Below are 24,212 nucleotides of genomic sequence, written 5' to 3' on the forward strand. Positions count from 1 at the left end.
GCCATTCTAATCGAAAACGACCACAAAGTATGAGCAAATATTCTGACGCTAAAGAGCTTGCTGGCCTAACACTAGGTAAAAAGACCGAGTATGCGAACCAATACGACCCAAGCTTGCTGCAACCAGTTCCTCGTAGCCTAAACCGAGATGACCTTCAGTTAGGCGACAGCCTTCCTTTTATGGGCCACGACATTTGGACGCTGTACGAGCTATCTTGGTTAAATAGTAAAGGCTTACCACAAGTGGCCGTTGGCGAAGTATACATTCCAGCCACCAGTGCAAACTTGATTGAGTCGAAGTCTTTCAAACTGTACTTAAACAGCTACAACCAAACCCGTTTTTCAAGCTGGGAAGAAGTTGAAGAGCGTTTAACGCAAGACCTATCTGAATGTGCCGGTGAAAAGGTGTTAGTCGAGGTGAACCCGGTTACTCACTACACCAATCAACCTATTGTGACAATGGAAGGCGAATGCATTGATGACCAAGACATTGACATCACCAGTTACGATTTTGATGCCGATTTGCTTGAAGGCGCAGCAGGTGAAGAGCAAGTGGAAGAAATCCTACATAGCCACCTATTGAAGTCAAACTGTTTAATCACTAACCAGCCTGACTGGGGCAGTGTAGAAATTCGCTACCAAGGTGCGAAAATAGATCGCGAGAAATTACTGCGTTACTTGGTATCTTTCCGCGAGCACAACGAATTTCACGAACAGTGTGTTGAGCGTATTTTTACTGATCTAATGAAATACTGCCAACCAAGTAAACTGACCGTATTCGCCCGCTACACGCGCCGTGGTGGCTTGGACATCAATCCGTACCGCTCAACGGAACAAGACAAGCCAGATCACAACCACCGCATGGCTCGTCAGTAATAGCGTTAGTGACAGAAATAAGTTCGGTAATCTAAAGGGTTACCGGACGTTTTTATTGTCCAAGCATGTTACTATATCAAATGGCTTCAACCTGCATTTAAGAGGCTTGTTGAGGTCTTTTACCGTTATCCGCCATATCTAAAAACAGTTCGAGGGAACGAAAGGATGTTTTGGGACAGTTCGCGTCTATTCAAGTTGATTGGCTTTCTTTGCTTGCTGTTTGTACAGCCGCTTCATGCGACCATTTTATCGTCCGCGTTACTCAACGAAGCACAACAATTGGCGGAAATAGAGCCATCACAAGCAAAACAAGCGGCAACCAACTACTTGTCACAACGTGAGCTAACGGAACGCAAAGAGAGTGACAGCCCTTCTGCTATGTCTCGTGACGAGACCGATCGTAGCGTTCGCACACCAAGCAGCACCATCGAAGCACACAAGATTATCGCTCAGGCAGACTACGCCATGGGTAACGTTCGTTCGGCTATCGAACACCTAAACAAAGCCGAGCGCTTAGCGCAAGAATATCAATTGCCGTACATGGACTTAGATCTCCAGTTGATGCGCAACCAAATGATTTGGATGTACGACAATAACTATTCAAAAGCGGAAGACACGCTCAACCAAATTGAGCAGCAACTCGATGAAGCTGATGCGGTATTGCAACGTACCGACAGCGTTCGCTATCGATTAGTGATGCAAAGAGCGCTCCTCGCTTCACATAGTGGCGATCTGATTAAAGCGGAAAGTTTGTATTCTCAAGCCAAAACTATGCTTGAAGACAGCCGATCTGACTTAGCCTTGATCGACTATTACACAGCCGTCGGCGAGTTTTATCTGAATAGCAAGAAATACAATTTGGCTTTGTCGGAACTGCTTTACGGTTATTGGCAATCTATTGAGAGTGACAGTGGCGCAAGGTTAGCAAAAGTTAATCGCCTGTTGGCGAGGCTCTTCCAAGAGCGCCGAGTTTACGACAAAGCGATCGAATACTTATCTCAAGCCGCAGACTTCTATGACTCCTACCCTAGCTCTCCCATCCTAGCGGATGTCCTTGAGCAAATGGGTGACATTTATTTTTACCAAGGCAAGTTTAACCTTGCCTTGGTGCACTACTTCAACGTGCTGGACCATGAAAGCACCAGTAAGAACATTAATCGGATCATTAAGATTCGCTTAAGCTTAGCGGCTACCTATCTGCAACTCTACAACTACGCGCTAGCTGAACAATACCTAGACCGTTCTAAAGAGCTTTTAGAATACACTGACATTCCTAAGCTTGAAGCAAAGGCAGCGTTGCTTCAGTCAGGCCTGGCTTATCATCAAAACGACAGTAAAAACGTCATTACCAATGCAAAGCTGGCGTTAGCACTTGCTGAAAAGTCACCTGAAAATAACAACTTCATTAAGCAGCAGTCTTACCGCTTACTCGGGCTTGGTTACGAGCAGGCAGGCGAATACCAACTTTCTCTACAGGCTTATAAGAAATACACCAACCTTGTGCGTTTAGAGCAAAAACAGCTCAACCAAATCAGTGAGGATGCATTCCGCCAACAAAAAGAGTTTGCTGAACAAACCATCCACTATATCGGCCAATCGGAACGCCTTGAGCAAGTGGAAAGGGAACACCGCAAATTCCAGAAAATCTCATTCGCATTGTTTATTACTGTGTTGGTGATGTTTTTGTTCATTATGCGCCGCGGCGTGATCATGCAGCGCCAAGCAAGTGAAATCGAAAAACTGCGTAATGATCTCTTCACTCACTCTCGTTCCCGTTTGCGTAACTTGCGTATGCTGAACGTTAAGCTGTCTCGCTCATTGAAAAAGTCGAGCGAAACTTTCGAGCAATGGCAAATGGGCGAATTGATTCACGAGCCACTTAACGATCGCCTGCGCTTTGTCATGATCGACTTGCCATTCCTACGAAGCATGTACGTCCACAACGGTTATAAAGCGGGCTTGGAGCTGGAGCGCGCATTTGGTGACTTCCTAGCGGAAAAGATAGAAAAACCGTCGCGTCTTTACCACTTCTCAGATGCAAACCTACTCTACATAGAACCGAACGCTGACCGTGATGCTTCTGCCGAAGTCATGTTCGAGAAATTCCAGACTTGGGTGGATGAGTTCGCTCAGCAGCACAACGTCAACCGTATTATTCGCATGGGTATCAGCGATTATCCGTTCTTACCACGAGCCTACACTGCAATTAACGACGAGGAATTACTCGATCTGTTGCTGCTTGCGACTCACATTGCGCGAGAAGTCAGCTTGAAGGATAAGCAAAGCCACTGGGTTTTCTTGAAAGCCATCGATAACGCACCCGCCGCGAGCTTTGCAACGGGTAACATAAGAACCGCCTGTCAGCATGCCATTAGCCAAGGCCTGATTAAGATCCATTCGTCCTACAAGAATGAGGACGACATCAAGAAAATATTAAAAAATGGATAATTAAACGCCTGTTAGACATAATAACTAATGACGCTATAACGTTTTTTGTTATTATCGGATAATTGTCAGTAGTACATGGACTTAACCGTAGTCACTTCATGGGAATCTTGGAATCCGATATTCAGTCGCAGCTTCATCAGCTGAGTTGTCAACTTGACCAACTCAGACTGACACATCGTGATACTTCACTCAAATTCAAACGTGAACAACAAGTTCTTAAACGCGTTGTGGCATCATTGTCTTCAGCTTGCCAGGGCTCGAATACCCAGGTATCCAATTACCTGTTTGAAATCCAACAAGAGCTGCAACATCAAAAAGATATCAGTACTCTTATCCCACGTTTAGCGGTATTAGAGAGAATGCTCAAACAGCAGTCGAAGACGATGGACAAACAGAACGGCTACCTAGACGAACAAATCAAACACAGTGGTGAAACACTCCAACGTGTCACAGGTTTACCTGCGCAGTTAAAACGTGAACTACGGAACTTAATGAGTTTCTCAGAAGCTCATGCCAGCAATAAAGCCGATCAAGCCACTAAGCTACTGAGCATTTACGAACGCGCTCTGAAAATCATCACTTCCAACTCGCGTTTGCATCTCAGCGAGTTTGAGAATAATCCTGATAAGTCTCAACTTGAGTGCTTAGCCAGCGATCTACAACATACCATCACCGAGCTGGATTTTGAGGGAGAAACGGGAGATCGATTGCTCGATATTCGGGCTAAGCTGCTTCTTGGCGTGAGTGCAGAGTCTCTCATTGAGCTTACGCTCTCAACGCTGAAATTGGTTGTCGAAGCAACAAAGTTCGAGCGCGAAGCATCTAGCCAATTCCTTGATCAGCTGAACACTTCTCTCGCAAGTAACCTAAAAACCGTTCATCAGAACGTCGACCAACATCATACCTACTTTGAGCACCGCCAAGAGCTCAACACAGAAATGAACAGTCTGGTTGAATTGAGTCAACTATCGCTCGACCAAGCTCAAGATCTAGCGGATGTAAAAAAAGAAATCGCCCCGTTACTTGCGAAAATGGCGTCGCTGACAGAGCGACTTAAAATGACGGAAGAACGAGAACAAGCGCTGCAAGAGCGTTTGAATTACAGTAAGAACCAGCTCGAAGCCGTGTTTGAAACCACCCAAGACCATCGTCGACGCTTAGATGACCAAGCTCAGCGCATGTTGCTCGACCCTCTGACTAAAGTCTATAACCGCACCGCATTTAATGATCGACTAGAGCTAGAGTATCGCCGTTGGATTCGCTCTCAACAGAACCTGCGTGTAGTGTTGTTTGACGTTGATAACTTCAAAGCGGTGAATGACAGCTATGGCTATACGGCTGGTGATAAAGCGTTGAAGATCATCGCTCGCACCATTAATAAACGCGTATCAGAAACTGAAACGGTAGCTCGCTTTGGTGGCGAAGAGTTTATTTTACTCGTTCCAGAACAATCTGAAGAATACACACTGGATCTCATTAAACATATCCAGCGTGATATTAGCCAATTACCATTTAAGTTCCGTGAGCAAAATATCATGATCACCCTAGCGGCTGTGTCGACCTCTTTTAAAGAGTCCGATACGCCAGAGTATGTACTCGATCGACTCGGCAAGATGCTTGCGGACGCTAAAAAACGTGGAACAAATCAGCTTAACTGGAGCTAGATTTAGTGCAAAAATCGAACAAACAAACCAGAATTGGCGCAATTTACGCTTTATAACCACCCATTTTCAACGAGTTATCACATTTCTTCCCTTTCAGTCTGCTAAGCTGTAAAAACCCAAGTCACTTCAAGATGATGCATTTACAGAACGCGAATGTACCATCTTGAGGTTGCTTGGGAGTCAATAACCATAAAACCAAATCGGCCAACTGCCTTTCATCAAACCATACGTATAACCCAAAAAGGTGAGTTGGTACTTTCCCTCAAAATAATGCAACACAAGGAGGCGTTATGATTACCCATATAAGCCCCACTGGTAGCATGGACTTGCTATCTCAATTAGAAGTAGAGCGCTTAAAAAACACGGCCTCGAGTGAACTTTATCAACTGTACCGCAACTGCACGTTAGCGGTGTTGAACTCCGGCAGTCATACCGATAACTCGAAAGAGCTGCTCGATAAACACCAGTCGTTTGATGTCAACGTAGTGCGCCGCGAGCGTGGTATTAAGCTTGAGCTGACTAACCCACCTGAACACGCCTTTGTCGATGGCGAGATAATTAAAGGTATCCAAGAGCATCTGTTCTCCGTGTTACGCGATATCGTTTATGTCAATATGCATTTAGCAGACGCACAACGACTCAACCTGACGAACCCAATTCACATCACTAACCTCGTGTTCGGTATTCTGCGTAATGCCAGAGCACTCACACCAGGTATCGAGCCAAACCTCGTCGTGTGTTGGGGTGGTCACTCTATCAATGGCGTGGAATATCAATACACACGTGAAGTCGGTAACGAGCTTGGCTTGCGTGAGCTTAATATCTGCACGGGTTGTGGCCCTGGTGCGATGGAAGGGCCAATGAAAGGTGCCGCTATCGGACATGCGAAGCAGCGTTATACTCAGCAACGTTATCTTGGTTTAACCGAACCTTCGATTATTGCAGCCGAGCCACCAAACCCAATCGTGAATGAGCTGGTTATCATGCCAGACATCGAAAAGCGTTTGGAAGCCTTTGTACGTATGGCGCATGGCATTGTAATTTTCCCTGGTGGTCCGGGTACTGCAGAAGAGTTGCTGTATATTCTTGGCATTATGATGCATCCAGACAACGCCGATCAGCCAATGCCTATCGTGTTAACTGGACCAAAAGAGAGTGAAGAGTACTTCCGCTCTATCGACGAGTTTGTTCGCGATACACTTGGCGAAGAAGGTCAAAAGCATTACGAGATCGTCATTGACGATCCGGCAGAAGTGGCACGCATCATGAAGCGCTCCATGGACTCTGTACGCCTTCACCGAAAAGAAAAAGGCGATGCTTATAGCTTTAACTGGTCATTAAAAATCGAGCCTAACTTCCAGTTACCATTCGATCCAACTCATGAGTCGATGGAGCAATTGGATTTAAGCTTAGATCAAGAACCTCAAGTCTTAGCGGCCAACCTGCGTCAAGCTTTCTCCGGTATCGTGGCTGGTAACGTCAAAGCCGAAGGCATTCGAGAAATCGAACGTCGAGGCCCTTTCACCATTCACGGTGATCCTGTGCTAATGAAAAAGCTCGATAAGTTACTACAAGACTTTGTCGAACAACACCGAATGAAATTGCCTGGCGGTTCAGACTACGAACCGTGTTATCGCATCGCTCACCCAGAAATTGGTGGTCGATAGTCAGGCTAGCATTCGTTACACTAGGGGCATTACGCCCCTTTTTTATTGCTAAGTCATTATGTCTATTCATCTTGTTATTATTGATGCCCTAAACCTGATCCGCCGTGTGCACTCTGCACAACCGGATCCAACCGACATAGCAAGAACCATCACCACGACACAAAGAACCCTCACTCGCATTCTGTCAGAAGCCAACCCGACACACATCATCGCGGTTTTCGATCACCATGAACAAGACAGAGGATGGCGAGCTGAGATTCTCCCAGACTATAAGCAAAATCGAAAACCAATGCCGGAACCACTGATGCTAGGTCTAGATGCGATTCAGCAAGCATGGTGGGAACAAGGTATTGATTCATTGCTTTCTGAAGGCGATGAAGCGGACGACTTGGTTGCGACTCTCGCGACTAAAGTGGCCAGTCATGGTGAAAAAGTCACCATCGTTTCTACGGATAAAGGCTACTGTCAGCTGCTTTCTCCTACCCTACAGATCCGTGATTACTTCCAACATCGTTGGTTAGATGAACCGTTTATCGAAAAAGAGTTCGGCGTAAAACCGAGCCAACTGGCCGATTATTGGGGGTTAACGGGGATCAGCTCTAGCCAAGTGCCGGGGGTTCCGGGCATTGGACCAAAAGCGGCGAAAGAGATTCTTACTCAGTTTGAGAATATTGAAGCAGCCTACGCCAGTGAAGACCTCGCACCGAAATACCGTAAAAAATTAGACGAGCACATTGAGTCTGCACGCCTATGTAAACGCGTCGCGGCTTTAAAGTGCGACATTGAACTCGGCTTTAACTTACAGGACATTCGCTTTACAGGACCAAATAAAGCGGAATAGTGTCTGATGATGGTTTCAAACCATAAAGCTCTCAGACAATAAAAAAGCGCCATTTGAAGGCGCTTTTTTCTATTCTCGGGACTATCCCCAAATGACTCGGAGATAGAATTAGTACGGAGAAATGTTCGATAGACACTGGATATGAATCGTGATCTCTTCACGATCATGATACAAATGCTTAGCTTGTAGTCTGAACTTTACCTTATTATCAATCAGGAACTGCTTCAGGTTTTCAAGGTCTTGCAGCACCTCGTCATAGCGGCCTTTCATTGGCAGCTTAAGGTTAAAGATTGCCTCTTTCGCCCAACCTTTTAACAGCCACTGGCCCATAAGGTGAGCAACACGAGCTGGCTTTTCTACCATGTCACAAACAATCCATGTTACGTTCTTACGGTCTGGTTCGAATTTAAAACCATCCACCATATGATGCTTGATCTGGCCAGTTTCCATCAAGCTGTCTGCCATCATGCCGTTATCGACACAGTGAACGAACATCGAGCGCTTCACCAGTTGGTACGTCCAACCGCCTGGACATGCCCCTAAATCGACCCCCCACATTCCTGGAGCCAAACGCTCATCCCACTCTTCACGTGGAATAAAGACGTGAAATGCTTCTTCCAGTTTAAGCGTTGAACGACTTGGGGCGTCTGCTGGGAACTTAAGGCGAGGAATACCCATGAAGAACTGAGAGTTATTGTCAGTGTAAGAATAACCGACATAACAGTGGCCAGGCTCCACAAAACAAATGTGCAGCACTGGCTTCTTCGCGTTGTCTTTGTTCAACATTAAACCTTTACCGCGCAACGCTTGACGCATTGGGACAGTAAATTTACGGCAGAATTTCAGTAGCTCTTTCGCTTCATTCGTATCCGGAGTTTCAATTCTCAAATCCCCACAGCGAGGAAACGCTTCAATGTCTGCTAGCTCATTCAAAATTGGGCTAATGCGGTCATCACTTGGCAGCGATTGAAACTCAGCCGCTACCGCAAACATTTGGCGAGCGAAGATTAACGACTTAAAGTCCAAACCTCTAGCAAGTTTGTCCGCATCTCCATCTTGGTAACATTCGAAGACAACATAACCTGAGTTTCTCTTCACACGAGGGAAGCCATACACTTCCAACTGTGTCGCTTTGTCCTGAATTTCACCAGCACACTCTTTCTCAAAGCCAGAACGGCAATAGAGCATTAGTTGTTTCACTTGGAGACCTCTTTGATATTGAACGCAGCAAAAAAGAACAGACACCAACCAATCATGAACAGTAATCCTCCCATTGGAGTAATGGGCCCAAACCACTTAATGCCTGTCAGCGCCAGCGCGTAAAGACTGCCGCTAAAACAAAAGATGCCGATGATAAAGCAAATCGCTGCAATGAAAAAATATTTTTGTGCTTTTTGTCCCAAATTCAATAGCAATAAAACCGCACAAAACACAATCGCCAGCGTGTGAATAAATTGGTACAACACTCCGGTCTCAAATACGCCAAGCAAATACGGAGCCAGCTGAGGTTTTAACCCATGTGCAGCAAAGGCACCTAGAGCGACAGAAACCAGCCCAGACAGACCAGAAAATGAGAGTAACCACTTACTTTTCACGGTACACCTCTTTGATAAACGCCGCTAACTGCTCTACCGCGAGCTCGATGTTACCCGCCTCGGTATGGCCTGAGCTCTTGCGCGGTTTAAAGCTGTGGTCACCATCGGGTAAAAAACTCACCTTGACTTGTGATGAAAGGACAAAGTCATCGAACTCCTCACGCTTACCAAAGGTGTCTCGCTCCCCTTGCAGAATCAGCGTAGGTTTCTCGATATTCGCTAAGTGATCGCCTTTGAACTTTTCTGGCTTTCCCGGTGGGTGAAAGGGAAACCCTAAACAGGCAATGCCCGCCACCAGCTCATTTTCAGCCAGTAAACTCGACATGCGGCCACCCATTGACTTACCACCAATGACAATAGGTTGAGAGGTAAAGTGAGCAATCACTTCTTCATAGGCTTCCAGCAGTTTTGGCGCACGATCTGGTGGACGCTTTTTCCCATCTTCCGCTCGCTTAATCATATACGGGAAGTTAAATCGCACCACGCGAATTCCTTGCTCAACTAATCCTTTGGCAACGGCGGCCATGAAATCATGTTCCATCCCCGCTCCAGCGCCATGGGCAAAGATAAATAGAGGACCGCTTTCAGGTCCCTCAACTATCCATTGGCTCATCTAGTACTTCCTCTTGCTCTTTTCTCGCGGTCGCTAACATCCAGTCTCTAAACGTTGCGATTCGGCCCATATCTGCCTGCTGTTCATGACACACCACGTAGAATGCATTCTTGGAGATCAACACCTCGTCGAATGGCGCGATGAGTCGTCCAGCTTCCATTTCTGGCTTGGCGAGTACGTTGTTACCAAGCGCGACCCCCTGACCATGCGCAGCAGCCTGTAGCACCATCGTCGAGTGACTGAAAATAGGACCGTGGTTTACATTGATACCTTCGATGTTGTAATGACGCGCAAACTGCTTCCAGTCTTTACGCGAAGTATCATGTAACAAAGTGTGTAATTTGAGGTCACTTAGAGATTCTAATGGTTTGTTGCCTAAAAGTAACGAAGGTGAACAAAGTGGGATCAGAAACTCTTGGTACAATTTATCCGCTCGTAAACCCGGCCAATTCCCACGGCCATAGTAGATAGCCACATCTACATCATCAGTCAGTGAACCTTCATCCATATCCACAGCTTTAATACGTACATCGATATCTGGCTCTTGAGCATTAAAATCGGCCAAACGAGGCACCAACCATTGGATAGCAAAACTCGGCGGTAGACTGATCGTCAATGCCCCTTTTTCACTACGTTCCAATACCTTATCTGTCGCCTCGGCAATCGAGGTGAAAATATCTTTGATGTCGAGAAAGTAACTTTGTCCTTCTTCTGTCAACAATAGCGAACGATTACGGCGACGAAAGAGCTTCAACGATAAGAACTCTTCGAGTGCTTTAATCTGGTGACTGACCGCGGCTTGAGTAACAAACAACTCTTCTGCCGCTCGCGTAAAACTGAGATGACGAGCAGCCGCTTCGAAGACTCGAAGCGAATTTAATGGAGGCAATCTGCGAGACATATGGGACCTCAAATAGGATTAGTTTTTTTAATCTGAAACATTATAAAATGTCCGTTGTCGAACAGCCAGATAAATTCTATATTTCACCCCGCAACACGAGCCTGAACGGCTTGATTTCTTTGGAAATCAATTGGCTTCGTTGTTGCGATGTTGTGTTTGCAAACTCGTATTTCGAGTTAGGTAGATTTCTACCATAATGTTTTGTCCACACTCCCTGTGACAAAACATATACTTCCTGTATTTATTTTTGACCTGTCTGTCAAATTTGTTACACCGCCTAAATTAGGCGGTGTTTTTTTATCTATCGAAAATCTCATCCGTATATCTGGCAGCAACATCACTTTATTACTCTTCTTTCGGATTAATTATCGTTATATCAACACAAAGTGTATGGCTTTGCGATAAGCCTCAATATTATGCTAAGTAATGATTAGCTGTAACGCGATCAAAAACAAAAAAGGCGCAAATTGATGTCTCAATTTGCGCCTTTTAACTTCTTTTTATCAGTCAACTATGGGCGGTAAACTTTTACGTTATTGAAGCCTTGCTCTTGCAAGTAAAGTGCTTGCAGACGGCTCATCACACCACGGTCACAGTACAATAGATATGTCTTAGATTGGTCTAAATCACCAAACTGTGTACCCAACTTGTAGAATGGGATATGTTTCACATCCACACCTTCGATTTCGAGCGGGTTATCGTCTTCCTCTTCAGGACTACGAATATCTAGCACAACCGCGTGCTCTTCTACCGCTTCAACCTGCTCGACTTCTGGTGCTGCTTGCTCAGACTCTTTCGCGATATCACGAATGTCCATCATGCGTGCATCACGAACTACTTGCTCAAGAATGCTAAAGTCAAACTTCTCTTCTTCCGCTTCTAGCTTCGCTTTAATCGCTTTTACTGTCGGCTTCTTAGAAATAACACCACAATACTCTGGCATAGTCTTCGCAAAGTCTTCCGTGCCGATTTCGCGTGCTAGGTTAATGATGTCTTCTTTATCCCAGTTGATAAGTGGGCGCAGAATCAACGTGTCCGTTACGTTATCGATATGGCGGAGGTTAGTTAGCGTTTGGCTCGATACCTGACCGAGCGCTTCGCCTGTTACCAATGCTTCGATCTTCATCTTCTGAGCAATCATGCCTGCTGCACGCATGAACATACGCTTCAAGATAACACCCATTTGGCCGTCATCGACTTTCTCTAGGATTTCCGCAACCACAGGTTCGAAATCAACTGAAATGAAACGTACTTTTGCAGAAGAACCGTATTTGTTCCATAGGTAGTGAGAAACCTGCTTAACGCCGATTTCGTGTGCTGGACCACCTAAGTTAAAGAAGCAGTAATGTACTTTTGAGCCACGCTTGATATGCAGATAGCTAGAAACACCAGAGTCAAAACCACCAGAGATCAAGCTCAACACGTCTTCTTGCGTGCCCAGTGGGAAGCCGCCTAGACCTTTATGACGAGCCAGCACTTGGTTTAGCTTATCGTTCGAGACTTCCACCTTGATCGTCACGTCTGGGTTTTGCAGCTTAACTCTTGCGCTCTCAATCGCTTGGTTTAAACCACCGCCGACATAACGCTCTAGTTCGATAGAGGTAAAGTCGTGCTTACCGCGACGCTTCGCACGTACAACAAAGGTTTTATTTTCGAGTGCAGAGCGATTTAGCTCCAGTACTTGTTCGAAGATATCGTGCAAGTCTTTAAATTCGGTCTGCTTCACTTCCAGTACGTGGTGAATGCCTGGTGTATGAGTCAAAACCTCAAGAACTTCAGCGTGGAATTCGTTACTCTCAGAGGTCACTTCAATGTGATCACGACGGTTGAATACCGCGACAGATTCCGTGCGGCTCTTAATGATGTTACGAATGTTGCACTCTAAAATCTTTGTGAAGCGCTTACGCACAGATTCACTTTTTACAAAAATTTCTGGATGGGGCTTTACAATAAATTTCATAGTCTAATTCGCAGGTTAGTTTCGCAATCAACAAAGAGTGACACTCAACTTCAATGCTTCATACGCAGTAAAACCGCGTTTCAGTCACAAAAAGTAGTGTGAGCTCACTTTTAAGGCGCAAGATTATACACCCAAGCGGATTGGAAAAACAAAAAAAGCGAGCAATCTGCTCGCTTTCTTATCTCTCTACTGACTTAAAACTAAAGCCTAGTTATTGAATTACAGGCACTTCTTCACTGTATAGTGGCTCGCCTTGCATGATGCTGATTTCAACCCGTCGGTTAAGCGCGCGATTTTCATCAGAATCATTCGGCAACAATGGTTCAGTATCTGCCATGCCTCGCACTCTCAAACGTTGATGAGAGAAGCCTCTCACCTTCTCCATCTCTTGTGCGACCGATACGGCGCGCTGAGAGGAGAGATCCCAGTTAGAACGATAAAGCTCTGAGTCCAACGGTCGGTTGTCCGTATGACCAGAAACTCGCACAATGCCTGGCACGTCTTTTACTAACTCTGCAATTTGTCGAACTAAAGGACGGAATTTAGGCTGCAAAAAGGCCGAACCTTCAGGGAATGCACCTTTTTCACGCATACGTATAACAATCTGTTGGCCAAGATTTTCAACTTCAATCGCACCTTGTTCAATCTCTCGCTCTAAGGCTTTCTTGATGCTTTCCATCAAGGTTTCCATCTCTTGCGACATCTCTTCAGATTGCTGCTGTTGCATGTCCGCTTCTGCAGATTGATTGTTTTGCGTTGACGTTTCTGGCGATTGACCACCGGTTAACTTTCCTTCATCACGCTTTGTGCCACCAGCTCGGTCAGACTCCCCTTCATGAAATTCGAGCGTCTGCTGAGTGATGTCCATGGTTTGCTGCATGATGACATCAATCGGCGTTGGTTCCGGTCGGCCCGGTCGAAACTCTTGAGCAATGATGCTAGTACCTTTGGGAATGTCTTTCACTTCAAGTTGATTTTGTACACCGAAGGCAAATTTCATTGATCCCGCAATCTGTTTGAACTTCAGCACGTCCATCTCAGAAAACGAGAGCAGAAGAACAAAGAAACACATCAGTAGCGACATTAAGTCCGCGAATGTCCCCATCCATAACGGGAGACCAGGTGGCGGACAATCGCATTTGTTATCTTCATCATCCATCACTACTCTCCCAAGTTACTCGTCAATCTCAAGGGCACGTTTACCTTCGTTGAGGTAGTTCTTCAAGTAGCTATCAATCACTCGCGGGTTTTGACCATCTTGAATCGCTAATACGCCATCCATGATCAAACGGCGGTTTAGCGTTTCTTGATCACGGCGCAGAGAAAGCTTATCCGCAATAGGGAAAAACACCATGTTGGACAGGATCGCGCCATACAATGTGGTTAAGAGTGCAACCGCCATTGCTGGTCCAATCGCTTTTGGATCATCCATATTTGAGAGCATCGCGACTAAGCCAACCAAGGTACCAATCATCCCCATTGCAGGGGCAACGTCACCAAAGGCGCGAAATACGCCAGTGCCTTGAGTATGTCGTTCATCCGTAAGCGCGATGTCTTTTTTTAAGGCAGCTCTTACCACGTCGGCATCATGGCCATCAACAAGCAAATCAATACCTTTTTGCATAAAAGTGTTATTAATTTCCATCTCTTCAAGAGCAAGAAAACCACCTTTACGTGCCGCATCGGCCATTTCCACAATTTTTGCGATCAAGTCTTCCGGTTCATCCGCTTTAAACATGAAGGCTTTGCCTGCGATCTTTGTTGCACCAAAGAACTGTCCCATTGTGAACTTCATCAGTACTACAAATATTGAGCCACCAACGACAATAAGGATCGACGTGACATCGACAAACATGCCGATGCTGCCACCAAGCACCATCGCCATAATGACGAATGCAAAACCACCAATCAAACCTAATAGGGTTGCTAAATCCACAAAGCACTCCTCACGCTATACTCAAATACTGCCATTGGGCGGATTATTACCTGTATCGACAACTCGCGCAGAATTTTTAGAAAAATCTTAGCTAATGGATCACAAATTAGACTTAACAACCTTAACCAAAATATGGGGTTTCAGCGCTTAGGCTCGTTTAACGCTAATTTTGTGACAATTATATAAGGTTAAATTTGACCAAGTTACTAGGCTAAGGTAACTTTCGTGCATCTTCTCCAAGGCTTGATTAAGGCAGAAAAAAGATGGCGGTCAAGAAACCAGAAAACATGACCTTCGAAGCAACCATTGAAGAGCTTGATAGCTTGGTTGATCAATTAGAAAATGGCGATCTTGCCCTAGATGATGCTCTACGTAAGTTTGAACGAGGCATTGCCTTAGCTCGTGCTGGCCAAACTAAACTTAGCGACGCCGAACAGCGCGTAAGTATTCTTCTCAGCGAAGATGATGAAGCACCACTGAGTGACTTCAAACCAGATTCAGAATAACCATCAGTAGTGAGCAATGTGATGCAACAGACATTGACGTCTTTTCAACAAAGAAACAATCAGCAATTGAACTTGTGGCTCGATCAGCTTCCATATCAAGAGCAGCCATTGATTCAAGCAATGAAATACGGCCTTTTGCTAGGTGGAAAACGCGTTCGCCCTTTTCTTGTTTACATCACAGGTCAAATGCTCGGCTGTAAACCTGAAGACTTAGACACTCCTGCCGCTGCTATCGAATGTATACATGCCTACTCACTCATTCATGATGATCTGCCAGCCATGGACGATGATGAACTGCGTCGAGGTCAACCAACTTGTCATATTAAGTTTGATGAAGCAACCGCAATACTGACAGGTGATGCACTACAAACTCTCGCCTTCACCATTATTGCCGATGGTCAATTAAACCCGGCAGCCGAGACTCAACGCATCAATATGATCAAAGCGTTGGCGCATTCTTCTGGCGCCAACGGCATGTGTGTTGGACAAGCTTTAGATTTAGGCGCAGAAAATCGCCAAGTTTCTCTTGAAGAAATGGAAGAGATACACCGTAAAAAAACCGGAGCTCTGATTGATTGTGCGGTAAAATTAGGTGCATTAGCTGCTGGTGAGAAAGGTATCGAGGTTCTACCTCACTTGGAGCGCTACTCAAAAGCAATTGGTTTGGCGTTTCAGGTTCAAGACGATATTCTTGATATCATCAGTGACACAGAAACACTGGGTAAGCCTCAAGGTTCCGACCAAGGTCTGAATAAGAGCACTTATCCTTCCCTGCTGGGTTTAGAGGGAGCCATAGAGAAAGCTCACACTCTGTTACAGGAAGCACTTCAAGCATTGGAAGCTATCCCATACAATACTCAGTTACTCGAAGAGTTCGCCCGATATGTCATCGAGCGCAAAAATTAACACTATAAGCGCGCATTTATATGACTCTTGATATTTCAAAGTACCCAACACTGGCGTTAGCAAATACACCGGAAGAATTACGTCTCCTTCCGAAAGAAACATTACCAAATCTGTGTGATGAACTGCGAACGTATCTGCTAAATTCAGTGAGCCAATCTAGCGGACACTTAGCGTCTGGCTTAGGCACCGTGGAGCTAACTGTCGCTCTGCATTATGTATACAACACCCCTATCGACAAATTGATCTGGGATGTTGGTCATCAGGCTTACCCGCATAAAATCCTCACCGGACGTCGCGATAAAATGCCAACAATTCGCCAAAAGGATGGTCTACACCCTTTCCCTTGGCGTGAAGAAAGTGAATATGACACTTTATCTGTCGGTCACTCTTCGACATCGATTAGTGCAGGTCTTGGCATGGCCATCAGCGCACAAAAAGAAGGTAAAGGTCGTAAAATCGTCAGTGTGATTGGTGATGGCGCAATTACAGCTGGCATGGCATTCGAAGCCATGAACCACGCTGGCGACGTTCATCCTGATATGTTGGTTATTCTGAACGACAACGAAATGTCGATTTCAGAAAACGTCGGCGCCCTGAATAACCACCTTGCGAAAGTACTTTCTGGCAGCTTGTACACTTCTATCCGTGAAGGCGGTAAAAAAGTGTTGTCTGGTGTTCCACCTATTAAAGAGTTGGTTCGCCGTACGGAAGAACACCTCAAAGGCATGGTAGTGCCTGGTACTCTGTTCGAAGAGTTCGGCTTTAATTACATTGGCCCGATTGATGGGCACGACGTCAATGAACTCGTCAAAACGCTAAAAAACATGCGTGAGCTCAAAGGTCCTCAGTTCCTACACATCATGACCAAGAAAGGCAAAGGTTATGAGCCTGCCGAGAAAGATCCTATCGGCTACCATGGTGTTCCTAAATTCGATCCAACGCATAACTGTCTACCGAAAAGCAGTGGCGGTAAGCCAACTTACTCAAAGATCTTTGGTGACTTTTTATGTGACATGGCGGCCCAAGATCCTAAGCTAATGGCAATTACGCCAGCAATGCGCGAAGGCTCTGGTATGGTACGTTTCTCAAAAGAATATCCAGACCAATACTTTGACGTGGCGATTGCTGAGCAACACGCTGTGACACTTGCAACAGGTATGGCAATTGCTGGCGATCATCCAATCGTAGCTATCTATTCGACTTTCTTGCAACGTGGTTATGACCAACTGATCCACGATATCGCGATCATGGATTTACCAGTAATGTTCGCTATCGACCGTGCAGGTCTCGTTGGTGCAGACGGCCAAACTCACCAAGGCGCATTCGATCTAAGCTTTATGCGCTGTATTCCGAACATGGTGATCATGGCGCCAAGTGACGAAAACGAATGTCGACAAATGCTTTACACTGGCCATAAACATACTGGCCCTAGTGCGGTTCGATACCCTCGCGGTAGCGGGATGGGCGTAGAAATCGAAACTGAGTTTACGGCTTTAGAAATCGGTAAAGGACGCATGGTTCGCCAAGGTGAAAAAGTTGCTATTCTGAACTTTGGTACTTTCTTGGGTAACGCGCTAGAAGCGGCAGAATACCTTAACGCCACTGTTGCTGATATGCGCTTTGTGAAGCCGCTCGATGAAGCATTAATTCGTCAATTAGCCGCAGATCATGATGTGCTCGTGACGTTAGAAGAAAATGTTATCGCAGGTGGTGCAGGTGCTGGTGTCGTTGAGTTCATGATGAAAGATAAAATCATTAAACCTGTGTTGAACCTAGGTTTACCAGATGAGTTTATTCATCAGGGAACACAAGATGAACTGCATGAAGAGCTTGGTCTCGATGCAAAAGGGATTGAACAATCCATCTTGGATTATTTAGCAAAATAGAATTTAAAAAGGGATGCTCATGGCATCCCTTTTTTATGTCCAACGTTTAATTCATCCAGCCTGCGTATTTTGCGACTAGAAACAGGGCAACACCGGCCATAATTCCCGCCACGATATCATCAACCATAATACCCAGCCCACCGTGAACTCGCTTATCTAGCCACCCAATTGGCCACGGTTTTACCATGTCGAAAAAACGGAACAGGATGAAGCCAGTGAGCAACCACTTCCACTCGGTCAACGGAATATTTAACGCAGGGACGATACCCATCGTAATCCAAAAACCCGCAAATTCATCCCATACGATTGAACCATGATCATGTACTTTCATGTCTGCAGACGTCACTTGGCAGATTTGAATGCCGATCACACACGAAATCAGAACAACAATGACATACGCCGTAAATGGCAATTGCGCCAACAACAAAAAGAAGGGCACGGCCGCCAGTGTCCCCATTGTTCCTGGAATAAACGGGGATAATCCACTGCCAAAACCCGTCGCCAATAGATGCCACGGGTTCTTTAATGAAATCAGAGAAAGAGGGTTGGTCATATCCTTAAACCTATACTGCTAGTTTGGTTTCAATCGTCATGCCTGTGAGTGGCTCAATAGTAACAGGCTCTTGGCTAGAGCTTAGCTCAGATCATTTAAAGTGGTCGAAGCCACTTAAGTCCCAATCAAGTGGTTGATTGTTATCATGCAGCTCGAAGGTTCCATTTGGTCGGATTTGACCAATACATGTGACCTTACAGCCAGTATGAGATAAAGCGCTTTGTAACGAGCCTCGATTTTGCTCCGGCACGGTAAAACACAACTCGTATTCTTCGCCACTTGCTAAAGCATACTGCTGCGCGCTGATCTTATCATCTAAAAACTGGACTAATTCTGAAGAGATCGGTAGCTGAGAGACATCAATACTCACCCCAACCTGAGATCGCTGTAAAATGTGCTTAATATCAGAGATTAAACCATCTGAAATATCTATCGCCGACGAGGCTAAGCCAACAAGAGCTTGTCCAGCAAGCACACGCGGAGAACTAAGGTAATGAGCTCGCTCTAGTGCTTCCGCGCCGACTCTGCTGCGCAGAGAGTCATCTAGAATCACATCCAAGCCAGCTTTTGCATCGCCAAGGTTTCCCGTTACGTACACCCAATCCCCAGGCTTTGCGCCGGATCGCGTGAGCGCTTTGTCTTCAGGTACAAAACCTTGCACCGTTAGTGTCAGACACAATGGCCCTTTGGTGGTGTCACCGCCTATTAACTGGATACCATAGTAATCAGCCAGTTCGAAAAATGCATCACAGAAAGGAGCCAGCCATTCTTCATCTGGCTCGGGCATCGTTAATGCAAAGCTCACCCACGCAGGCGTTGCGCCCATCGCAGCCAAATCACTGATGTTAGAAGCCAATGCTTTGTGTGCGACCCATGCTGGGTTCGCGTCGGCTAAGAAATGCGTTCCAGCTACCAATGTATCCGTGCTAATCGCAATCTGAACATTAACTGGCGCTTTGACCAAAGCACAATCATCACCAGCTGCTAGATGGACATCTTTGCGTTGGCTCTGACGACCGACGAAGTACTTGTCTATCAGATTAAATTCACCAGACATAATTCACTTACTTTTTGATGTAAAAGCTTTTGATACAAAAAAGGTCAGCATGTGCTGACCTTTTCATTGAAGAAATCGTTATTTCTTACGAATGTGAGGTGCTGCTTTATCAAGTACACCGTTCACAAACTTGTGGCTATCTTCTGCTGCGAAGACTTTTGCAAGTTCAATCGCTTCATTGATAACAACTTTGTAAGGAACATCTTCGCGACGAGTCATCTCGTACATAGCAAGGCGAAGAAGAGCAAGTTCCATCATATCTAAATCCTGCATAGGACGAGAGATGTATGGACGAATTTTGCTATCTAGCTCAGCGTGGCTAAGTACAACACCGCTTAGTAGTTCACGGAAGTAAGCTACGTCTGTTTCTGGAGCAGCAAGCGCTGGCTCAGATGCATGAAGTTCTTCTTCATCGTATTTGTCGCCAGACAAAAACTGTTCTTCAATCTTGGCAACATTCTCTTTAGTAATTTGCCATGAGTAGATCGCCTGTAGAGCGAATTGACGTGCGTTACGACGTGCGGCTGGTTTCACACTGGCCCCCATTAGGAATCAATTTCAGATAGTACATTAATCATTTCAAGTGCGCTTAGTGCAGCCTCTGCACCTTTATTACCAGCCTTGGTTCCTGCGCGTTCAATCGCTTGATCGATCGTATCAACAGTCAAAACACCAAATGCTACTGGAATGCTGAATTCCATAGACACTTGTGCTAGACCTTTGTTCATTTCACTACAAACATAGTCAAAGTGAGGCGTTCCACCGCGAATAACAGACCCTAGAGAAACAATAGCGTCGAATTTGCCAGTTTTAGCAACACGCTGAGCTACTAGAGGTAGTTCTACGGCACCTGGACAACGCACAACCGTGATGTTGTCTTCGCTTACTTGTCCGTGACGCTTTAGTGTATCGATCGCACCAGAAAGTAGGCTTTCGTTAATAAAACTGTTGAAACGAGAAATAACGATAGCAATTTTTGCATTTGGCGCTGGGAAGCCACCCTCGATCACTTTCATAAGCTTTCCTTTAACTCTATTTATAAGTGAAATATGTTCATCAAGTGAGAATCGCCGGATTCTAGCACAAATTTGTGAGCAATATCTAATGGAAATTGGAGGCAAATCACCGGTTCCTAGCCATTGACGAGTTGAGTGCGTAAAAGACTAGGAACTTATTGTTCGGTTGTTACTCGCAGACGTACTCAACCACGTTCAGACCAAAACCACCTAATGCGTGGTACTTTTTGTTGGTCGATGACAGAAGGCGCATATCATGTACACCGAGATCCGCAAGAATCTGTGAGCCCACACCGACACGGCGAGACGTGCCCTGTTTCTTAGCAAGCGTTGGTGCTTCACCTTTGTCTTGCGCTTCAAACATCTTCACACGATGAATAAGTAGATCGGTCGATTCTTCATGGCCAAGAACAACCAGCACACCGCCTTCTTCACCAATGCGTTTCATTGCCTTATCTAATGTCCAGCTGCGCTCTGCATTACGATCGCTACGTAGTAAGTCGGTAAAAACGTCTTGAAGATGTACGCGAACCAGTGGCGCTTTTTCTTTCAAATCGCCCTTGCACATTGCGTAGTGCACTTGGTTATCAATGGTGTCCTTGTACGTGACTAACGTGAACTCGCCAAACTCTGTCGGTAACTTGCACTCTGCCACACGTTCAATCGTTGTCTCAGTGTTATTGCGGTACTCAATTAGGTCGGCAATAGTGCCCAATTTAATACCGTGCTTCTCTGCAAAGATCTCTAGATCAGGGCGACGAGCCATGGTGCCGTCGTCATTTAAGATCTCAACAATCACCGATGCAGGCTCTAAACCAGCAAGGCGAGCCAAATCACAGCCAGCTTCAGTGTGACCAGCGCGAGTCAGTACGCCGCCATCTTGGGCCGCGAGCGGGAAGATATGACCAGGCTGCACCAAATCCGCAGCTTTGGCGTTTGGCGCGACTGCCGCTTGAACCGTACGTGCGCGATCCGCGGCTGAAATACCCGTCGTTACCCCTTCTGCCGCCTCAATCGAAACAGTAAAGTTGGTTGTGTATTGCGCATTATTGTCTTGCACCATTGGTGGCAGACCTAGGCTTTCGCAACGATCTTTGGTCATGGTTAAACAAATCAGGCCACGGCCATAGGTTGCCATAAAGTTGATGGCTTCCGGCGTAATATGCTCGGCAGCCATGATCAAGTCACCTTCATTCTCGCGGTCTTCATCATCCATTAGGATGACCATTTTGCCTGCGCGAATATCATCAATAATTTCTTGTGGCGTACTAATTGGCATAGTCTGTTATCCCGTTATTCTAAATTTGTTATTGCGACAGCAATGAAAAATCATGTTGCAGTGAATGCTAATTAGGTCAATAGTTTGAGCTTTGCACCAAGCAAGTCAATGAATCTCGCGGTGTTCTGTGAGTCTGCTCTTTATCGCATGCCTCACGCAACCACTCCGAAGACTTATGCAAAACCGTTTTGCTGTAAAAAGTCCATCGTGATACGAGACTCGGCCTTATCTTCTTGTTGCCCTTGCAGTAAACGCTCCATATAACGAGCAAGTACATCAACTTCTAAGTTTACTTTACGTCCCACTTGAAACTGGTCAATCGTAGTTTCTTCACTCGTATGAGGAACGATCGTCAGCTTAAAAGCATTTTTACGTAAGTCGTTGACAGTTAGGCTAATACCATCAACGGTAATCGAGCCTTTCTCTGCGACGTACTTGCTAATTTCCGCAGGCATTGCAACCCAAAACTCTATCGCGCGGCCAACTAAATTGCGTTCGACAATTTCACCAACTCCATCGACATGACCTGAAACGATATGTCCACCCAATCGCGTTGTTGGTAACATGGCTTTTTCTAGATTCACCTTATCGCCCACTTGGTATTCAGCAAACCCAGTTTTCTTCAAGGTTTCTAATGACAGATCAGCACTGTAATAGTGGCTTCCGAAGTCAACTACCGTTAAGCAAACACCATTGGTCGCAATGCTATCGCCTAACTTAACGTCTGACATATCAAGCGTACCAGTTTCAACCGTGACGGTGATGTCTTCACCCTTCGGCGTAATCGCAGCTAACTTGCCAACTGCTTCTACTATTCCTGTAAACATACTATTTCTTATCTAAGTTCTTTACGTTTGATGGTGGCGGTGATACGAATGTCTACCCCGACCATACGAACGTCTGTAACGTTTAAATCAATAACGTCAGCCATAGCGCTTAATCCTAAAGCACCGATAAGCCCCCGACCATCGCTGCCCATGAGTTTTGGCGCAAGGTAAACAATGAGCTCATCTACAAGATTAGCCTTTATCATCGCACTAGCTAGCGTAGCTCCAGCTTCAACCCATAAGTGATTGATGTGGTGCTCATCCGAGATACGCTTTAATGTTGTTGATAAGTCAATTTGGTCAGCGTTGTCCAATAGAGGGATACAGTCTCCATCTGGGCTAACAATAACTCGCTCTCCATCGGTGTGGAACAGCTTGAGCGCATCCGTTAAATGGTTCTGACGGTCTAAGATTACACGTACTGGTTGACGAAGTTCTTCTCGTAAATACTGCGCTTGAACACTGGTAGGTAAGTCATCCCAACGCACATTGAGTGACGCATTATCATCAATCACCGTTTTGCTGGTAGAGAGAATACCACCACTCATCGCTCGATAACGCTGCACATCTTGGCGGGCCGCTGGGGAGGTGATCCATTGGCTCTGCCCATTGCTGAGTGCGCTTTGCCCATCCAAACTGGCTGCCATTTTTAATTGAACAAACGGCATGCCTGTACGCATGTACTTTATAAAACCAGGGTTAAGGGCAAGGGCATCTTGCTCTAACAAGCCGATTTGTACTTCAATTCCGGCATCACGCAACATCTGGATACCCCGCCCCGCAACTTTAGGGTTTGGGTCTACCATGGCGCAAACTACACGTGCCACTTTGGCTTTGATTAGCCCTTCAGCACATGGCGGTGTACGGCCGTAATGAGAGCAGGGTTCGAGCGTCACATAAGCGGTTGCACCAACTGCTTTTTCACCCGCCATGCGCATCGCGTGCACTTCGGCATGCGGCTCACCAGCGCGATGGTGATAGCCCTCACCAACAATTTCTTCATCACGAACGATGACGCACCCCACATTTGGATTTGGTGCGGTGGTATAAATGCCACGTCTCGCTAACTTAATAGCTCGTGACATCATGGCGAAATCTAAATCAGAAAACGCTCTTTCAGGAGTGTGTTGAGTCATGAGCTACTCAGTCTTCTAGGCGGGCAATCTCTTCGCCAAACTCGCGAATGTCTTCAAAGCTGCGGTAAACTGAGGCGAAACGGATATAAGCGACCTTGTCGAGCTCTTTGAGTTGGTCCATGACTAAATTACCAATCATTTCACTCGGAACCTCTCGCTCACCCGTCGCACGCAGTTGTGATTTGATCATACTGATCGCTAACTCTATAGAATCAGCACTCACTGGGCGTTTCTCTAAAGCGCGTTGAATACCGCCAACCATTTTATCTTCATCAAATGGTTCACGGTTACCATTCGATTTGATCACTTTAGGCATCACTAACTCCGCGCTTTCAAACGTAGTGAAACGCTCGCTACACGCCAAGCACTGACGGCGACGTCGAACTTGATGGCCATCAGCCACTAAGCGGGAATCAATAACTTTGGTATCGTTCTCGGAACAAAAAGGACAATGCATATCACCTCCATATCTATACCCAAATAACCTCATGAGCAATCACGGCTAACCACGCGTTCATGGTTATACGGACTCTATTAAAGCTATTT

Annotated in this window: 23 protein-coding genes; 8 read left to right on the forward strand and 15 right to left on the reverse strand. The window is 45.8% G+C overall.

What is annotated here, in order from left to right; all coding sequences use genetic code 11:
- Positions 1 to 29 precede the first annotated feature (29 nt).
- The 5 genes from queF to xni all read left to right on the forward strand — a co-directional run bounded on the left by queF (position 30) and on the right by xni (position 7,495).
- Positions 30 to 875 carry an NADPH-dependent 7-cyano-7-deazaguanine reductase QueF gene (gene queF / locus FKN08_RS15995; protein ID WP_104971358.1) on the forward strand — a complete coding sequence of 282 codons (846 nt, stop codon included), beginning with the start codon at positions 30 to 32 and terminating at the stop codon, positions 873 to 875.
- A 165-nt stretch (positions 876 to 1,040) separates the two neighbouring features.
- Positions 1,041 to 3,323 (forward strand): tetratricopeptide repeat protein, encoded by a 2,283-nt coding sequence (locus FKN08_RS16000; RefSeq protein ID WP_170892522.1) that lies wholly within the window; start codon positions 1,041 to 1,043, stop codon positions 3,321 to 3,323.
- Between the two features lie 98 nt (positions 3,324 to 3,421).
- Positions 3,422 to 4,987, forward strand: coding sequence for a GGDEF domain-containing protein (locus FKN08_RS16005; protein ID WP_053808743.1), 1,566 nt, complete (start codon positions 3,422 to 3,424; stop codon positions 4,985 to 4,987).
- Positions 4,988 to 5,277: 290 nt separating this feature from the next.
- Positions 5,278 to 6,654 carry a nucleotide 5'-monophosphate nucleosidase PpnN gene (gene ppnN / locus FKN08_RS16010; RefSeq protein ID WP_170892523.1) on the forward strand — a complete coding sequence of 459 codons (1,377 nt, stop codon included), beginning with the start codon at positions 5,278 to 5,280 and terminating at the stop codon, positions 6,652 to 6,654.
- A gap of 58 nt (positions 6,655 to 6,712) precedes the next feature.
- Positions 6,713 to 7,495 (forward strand): flap endonuclease Xni, encoded by a 783-nt coding sequence (gene xni, locus FKN08_RS16015; protein ID WP_114323816.1) that lies wholly within the window; start codon positions 6,713 to 6,715, stop codon positions 7,493 to 7,495.
- A gap of 108 nt (positions 7,496 to 7,603) precedes the next feature.
- Here the strand turns inward: xni and rlmM are convergent, their stop codons facing one another.
- The 7 genes from rlmM to pomA all read right to left on the reverse strand — a co-directional run bounded on the left by rlmM (position 7,604) and on the right by pomA (position 14,500).
- Positions 7,604 to 8,695: a 23S rRNA (cytidine(2498)-2'-O)-methyltransferase RlmM gene (gene rlmM / locus FKN08_RS16020; RefSeq protein WP_005391375.1), complete on the reverse strand. Its 1,092-nt coding sequence runs from the start codon at positions 8,693 to 8,695 to the stop codon at positions 7,604 to 7,606.
- Positions 8,692 to 9,090, reverse strand: coding sequence for a DUF423 domain-containing protein (locus FKN08_RS16025; protein WP_170892524.1), 399 nt, complete (start codon positions 9,088 to 9,090; stop codon positions 8,692 to 8,694). Before FKN08_RS16025 ends, rlmM begins: the two co-directional genes overlap by 4 nt.
- Entirely contained in the window at positions 9,080 to 9,703 is a 624-nt protein-coding gene (locus tag FKN08_RS16030) for an alpha/beta fold hydrolase (RefSeq protein WP_065645098.1), read from the reverse strand. Before FKN08_RS16030 ends, FKN08_RS16025 begins: the two co-directional genes overlap by 11 nt.
- Entirely contained in the window at positions 9,684 to 10,604 is a 921-nt protein-coding gene (locus FKN08_RS16035; RefSeq protein ID WP_005391378.1) for a transcriptional regulator GcvA, read from the reverse strand. The genes FKN08_RS16030 and FKN08_RS16035 overlap by 20 nt, the downstream gene beginning before the upstream one ends.
- A gap of 511 nt (positions 10,605 to 11,115) precedes the next feature.
- Positions 11,116 to 12,564 carry a tRNA uracil 4-sulfurtransferase ThiI gene (gene thiI, locus FKN08_RS16040; protein ID WP_031780206.1) on the reverse strand — a complete coding sequence of 483 codons (1,449 nt, stop codon included), beginning with the start codon at positions 12,562 to 12,564 and terminating at the stop codon, positions 11,116 to 11,118.
- Positions 12,565 to 12,775: 211 nt separating this feature from the next.
- Positions 12,776 to 13,723: a flagellar motor protein MotB gene (locus FKN08_RS16045; protein ID WP_006741833.1), complete on the reverse strand. Its 948-nt coding sequence runs from the start codon at positions 13,721 to 13,723 to the stop codon at positions 12,776 to 12,778.
- Positions 13,724 to 13,738: 15 nt separating this feature from the next.
- Positions 13,739 to 14,500, reverse strand: a complete 762-nt coding sequence (gene pomA, locus FKN08_RS16050; protein WP_005381564.1) for a flagellar motor protein PomA — start codon at positions 14,498 to 14,500, stop codon at positions 13,739 to 13,741.
- Positions 14,501 to 14,763: 263 nt separating this feature from the next.
- Here pomA and xseB point away from each other — a divergent pair, with 263 nt between their 5' ends.
- From xseB to dxs, 3 genes are read left to right on the forward strand one after another with little or no spacing between them, the layout of a single operon-like run.
- Entirely contained in the window at positions 14,764 to 15,006 is a 243-nt protein-coding gene (xseB, locus tag FKN08_RS16055; RefSeq protein WP_005381566.1) for an exodeoxyribonuclease VII small subunit, read from the forward strand.
- 21 nt (positions 15,007 to 15,027) lie between these two features.
- Entirely contained in the window at positions 15,028 to 15,912 is an 885-nt protein-coding gene (gene ispA, locus FKN08_RS16060; protein ID WP_005391389.1) for a (2E,6E)-farnesyl diphosphate synthase, read from the forward strand.
- Between the two features lie 20 nt (positions 15,913 to 15,932).
- Positions 15,933 to 17,798 carry a 1-deoxy-D-xylulose-5-phosphate synthase gene (gene dxs, locus FKN08_RS16065; protein WP_048626092.1) on the forward strand — a complete coding sequence of 622 codons (1,866 nt, stop codon included), beginning with the start codon at positions 15,933 to 15,935 and terminating at the stop codon, positions 17,796 to 17,798.
- Between the two features lie 46 nt (positions 17,799 to 17,844).
- On the opposite strand, the gene pgpA is transcribed toward dxs, so the two are convergent.
- The 8 genes from pgpA to nrdR all read right to left on the reverse strand — a co-directional run bounded on the left by pgpA (position 17,845) and on the right by nrdR (position 24,123).
- Positions 17,845 to 18,351: a phosphatidylglycerophosphatase A gene (pgpA, locus tag FKN08_RS16070; RefSeq protein ID WP_046874310.1), complete on the reverse strand. Its 507-nt coding sequence runs from the start codon at positions 18,349 to 18,351 to the stop codon at positions 17,845 to 17,847.
- A gap of 91 nt (positions 18,352 to 18,442) precedes the next feature.
- Entirely contained in the window at positions 18,443 to 19,408 is a 966-nt protein-coding gene (thiL, locus tag FKN08_RS16075; protein WP_170892525.1) for a thiamine-phosphate kinase, read from the reverse strand.
- Between the two features lie 78 nt (positions 19,409 to 19,486).
- The gene (nusB, locus tag FKN08_RS16080; protein WP_005381571.1) at positions 19,487 to 19,954 is read right to left on the reverse strand and encodes a transcription antitermination factor NusB; all 468 of its coding nucleotides are present in this window, start codon (positions 19,952 to 19,954) and stop codon (positions 19,487 to 19,489) included.
- Entirely contained in the window at positions 19,954 to 20,424 is a 471-nt protein-coding gene (gene ribE, locus FKN08_RS16085) for a 6,7-dimethyl-8-ribityllumazine synthase (protein ID WP_005381572.1), read from the reverse strand. Before ribE ends, nusB begins: the two co-directional genes overlap by 1 nt.
- A 169-nt stretch (positions 20,425 to 20,593) precedes the next feature.
- Complete coding sequence (ribBA, locus tag FKN08_RS16090; RefSeq protein WP_005381573.1) at positions 20,594 to 21,703, reverse strand: bifunctional 3,4-dihydroxy-2-butanone-4-phosphate synthase/GTP cyclohydrolase II; 1,110 nt, start codon at positions 21,701 to 21,703, stop codon at positions 20,594 to 20,596.
- 173 nt (positions 21,704 to 21,876) lie between these two features.
- Positions 21,877 to 22,530 carry a riboflavin synthase gene (locus FKN08_RS16095; RefSeq protein ID WP_053811835.1) on the reverse strand — a complete coding sequence of 218 codons (654 nt, stop codon included), beginning with the start codon at positions 22,528 to 22,530 and terminating at the stop codon, positions 21,877 to 21,879.
- Positions 22,531 to 22,538: 8 nt separating this feature from the next.
- A complete protein-coding gene (ribD, locus tag FKN08_RS16100; RefSeq protein ID WP_170892526.1) occupies positions 22,539 to 23,666 on the reverse strand; it encodes a bifunctional diaminohydroxyphosphoribosylaminopyrimidine deaminase/5-amino-6-(5-phosphoribosylamino)uracil reductase RibD in 1,128 nt (375 codons plus the stop codon).
- 7 nt (positions 23,667 to 23,673) lie between these two features.
- Positions 23,674 to 24,123, reverse strand: a complete 450-nt coding sequence (nrdR, locus tag FKN08_RS16105; RefSeq protein WP_005381578.1) for a transcriptional regulator NrdR — start codon at positions 24,121 to 24,123, stop codon at positions 23,674 to 23,676.
- Between the last annotated feature and the right edge of the window lie 89 nt (positions 24,124 to 24,212).

It is taken from the genome of Vibrio sp. 1-2 (7-a) (genome assembly GCF_013048515.1).
In the GTDB taxonomy this organism is placed as follows: Bacteria; Pseudomonadota; Gammaproteobacteria; order Enterobacterales; family Vibrionaceae; genus Vibrio; species Vibrio diabolicus.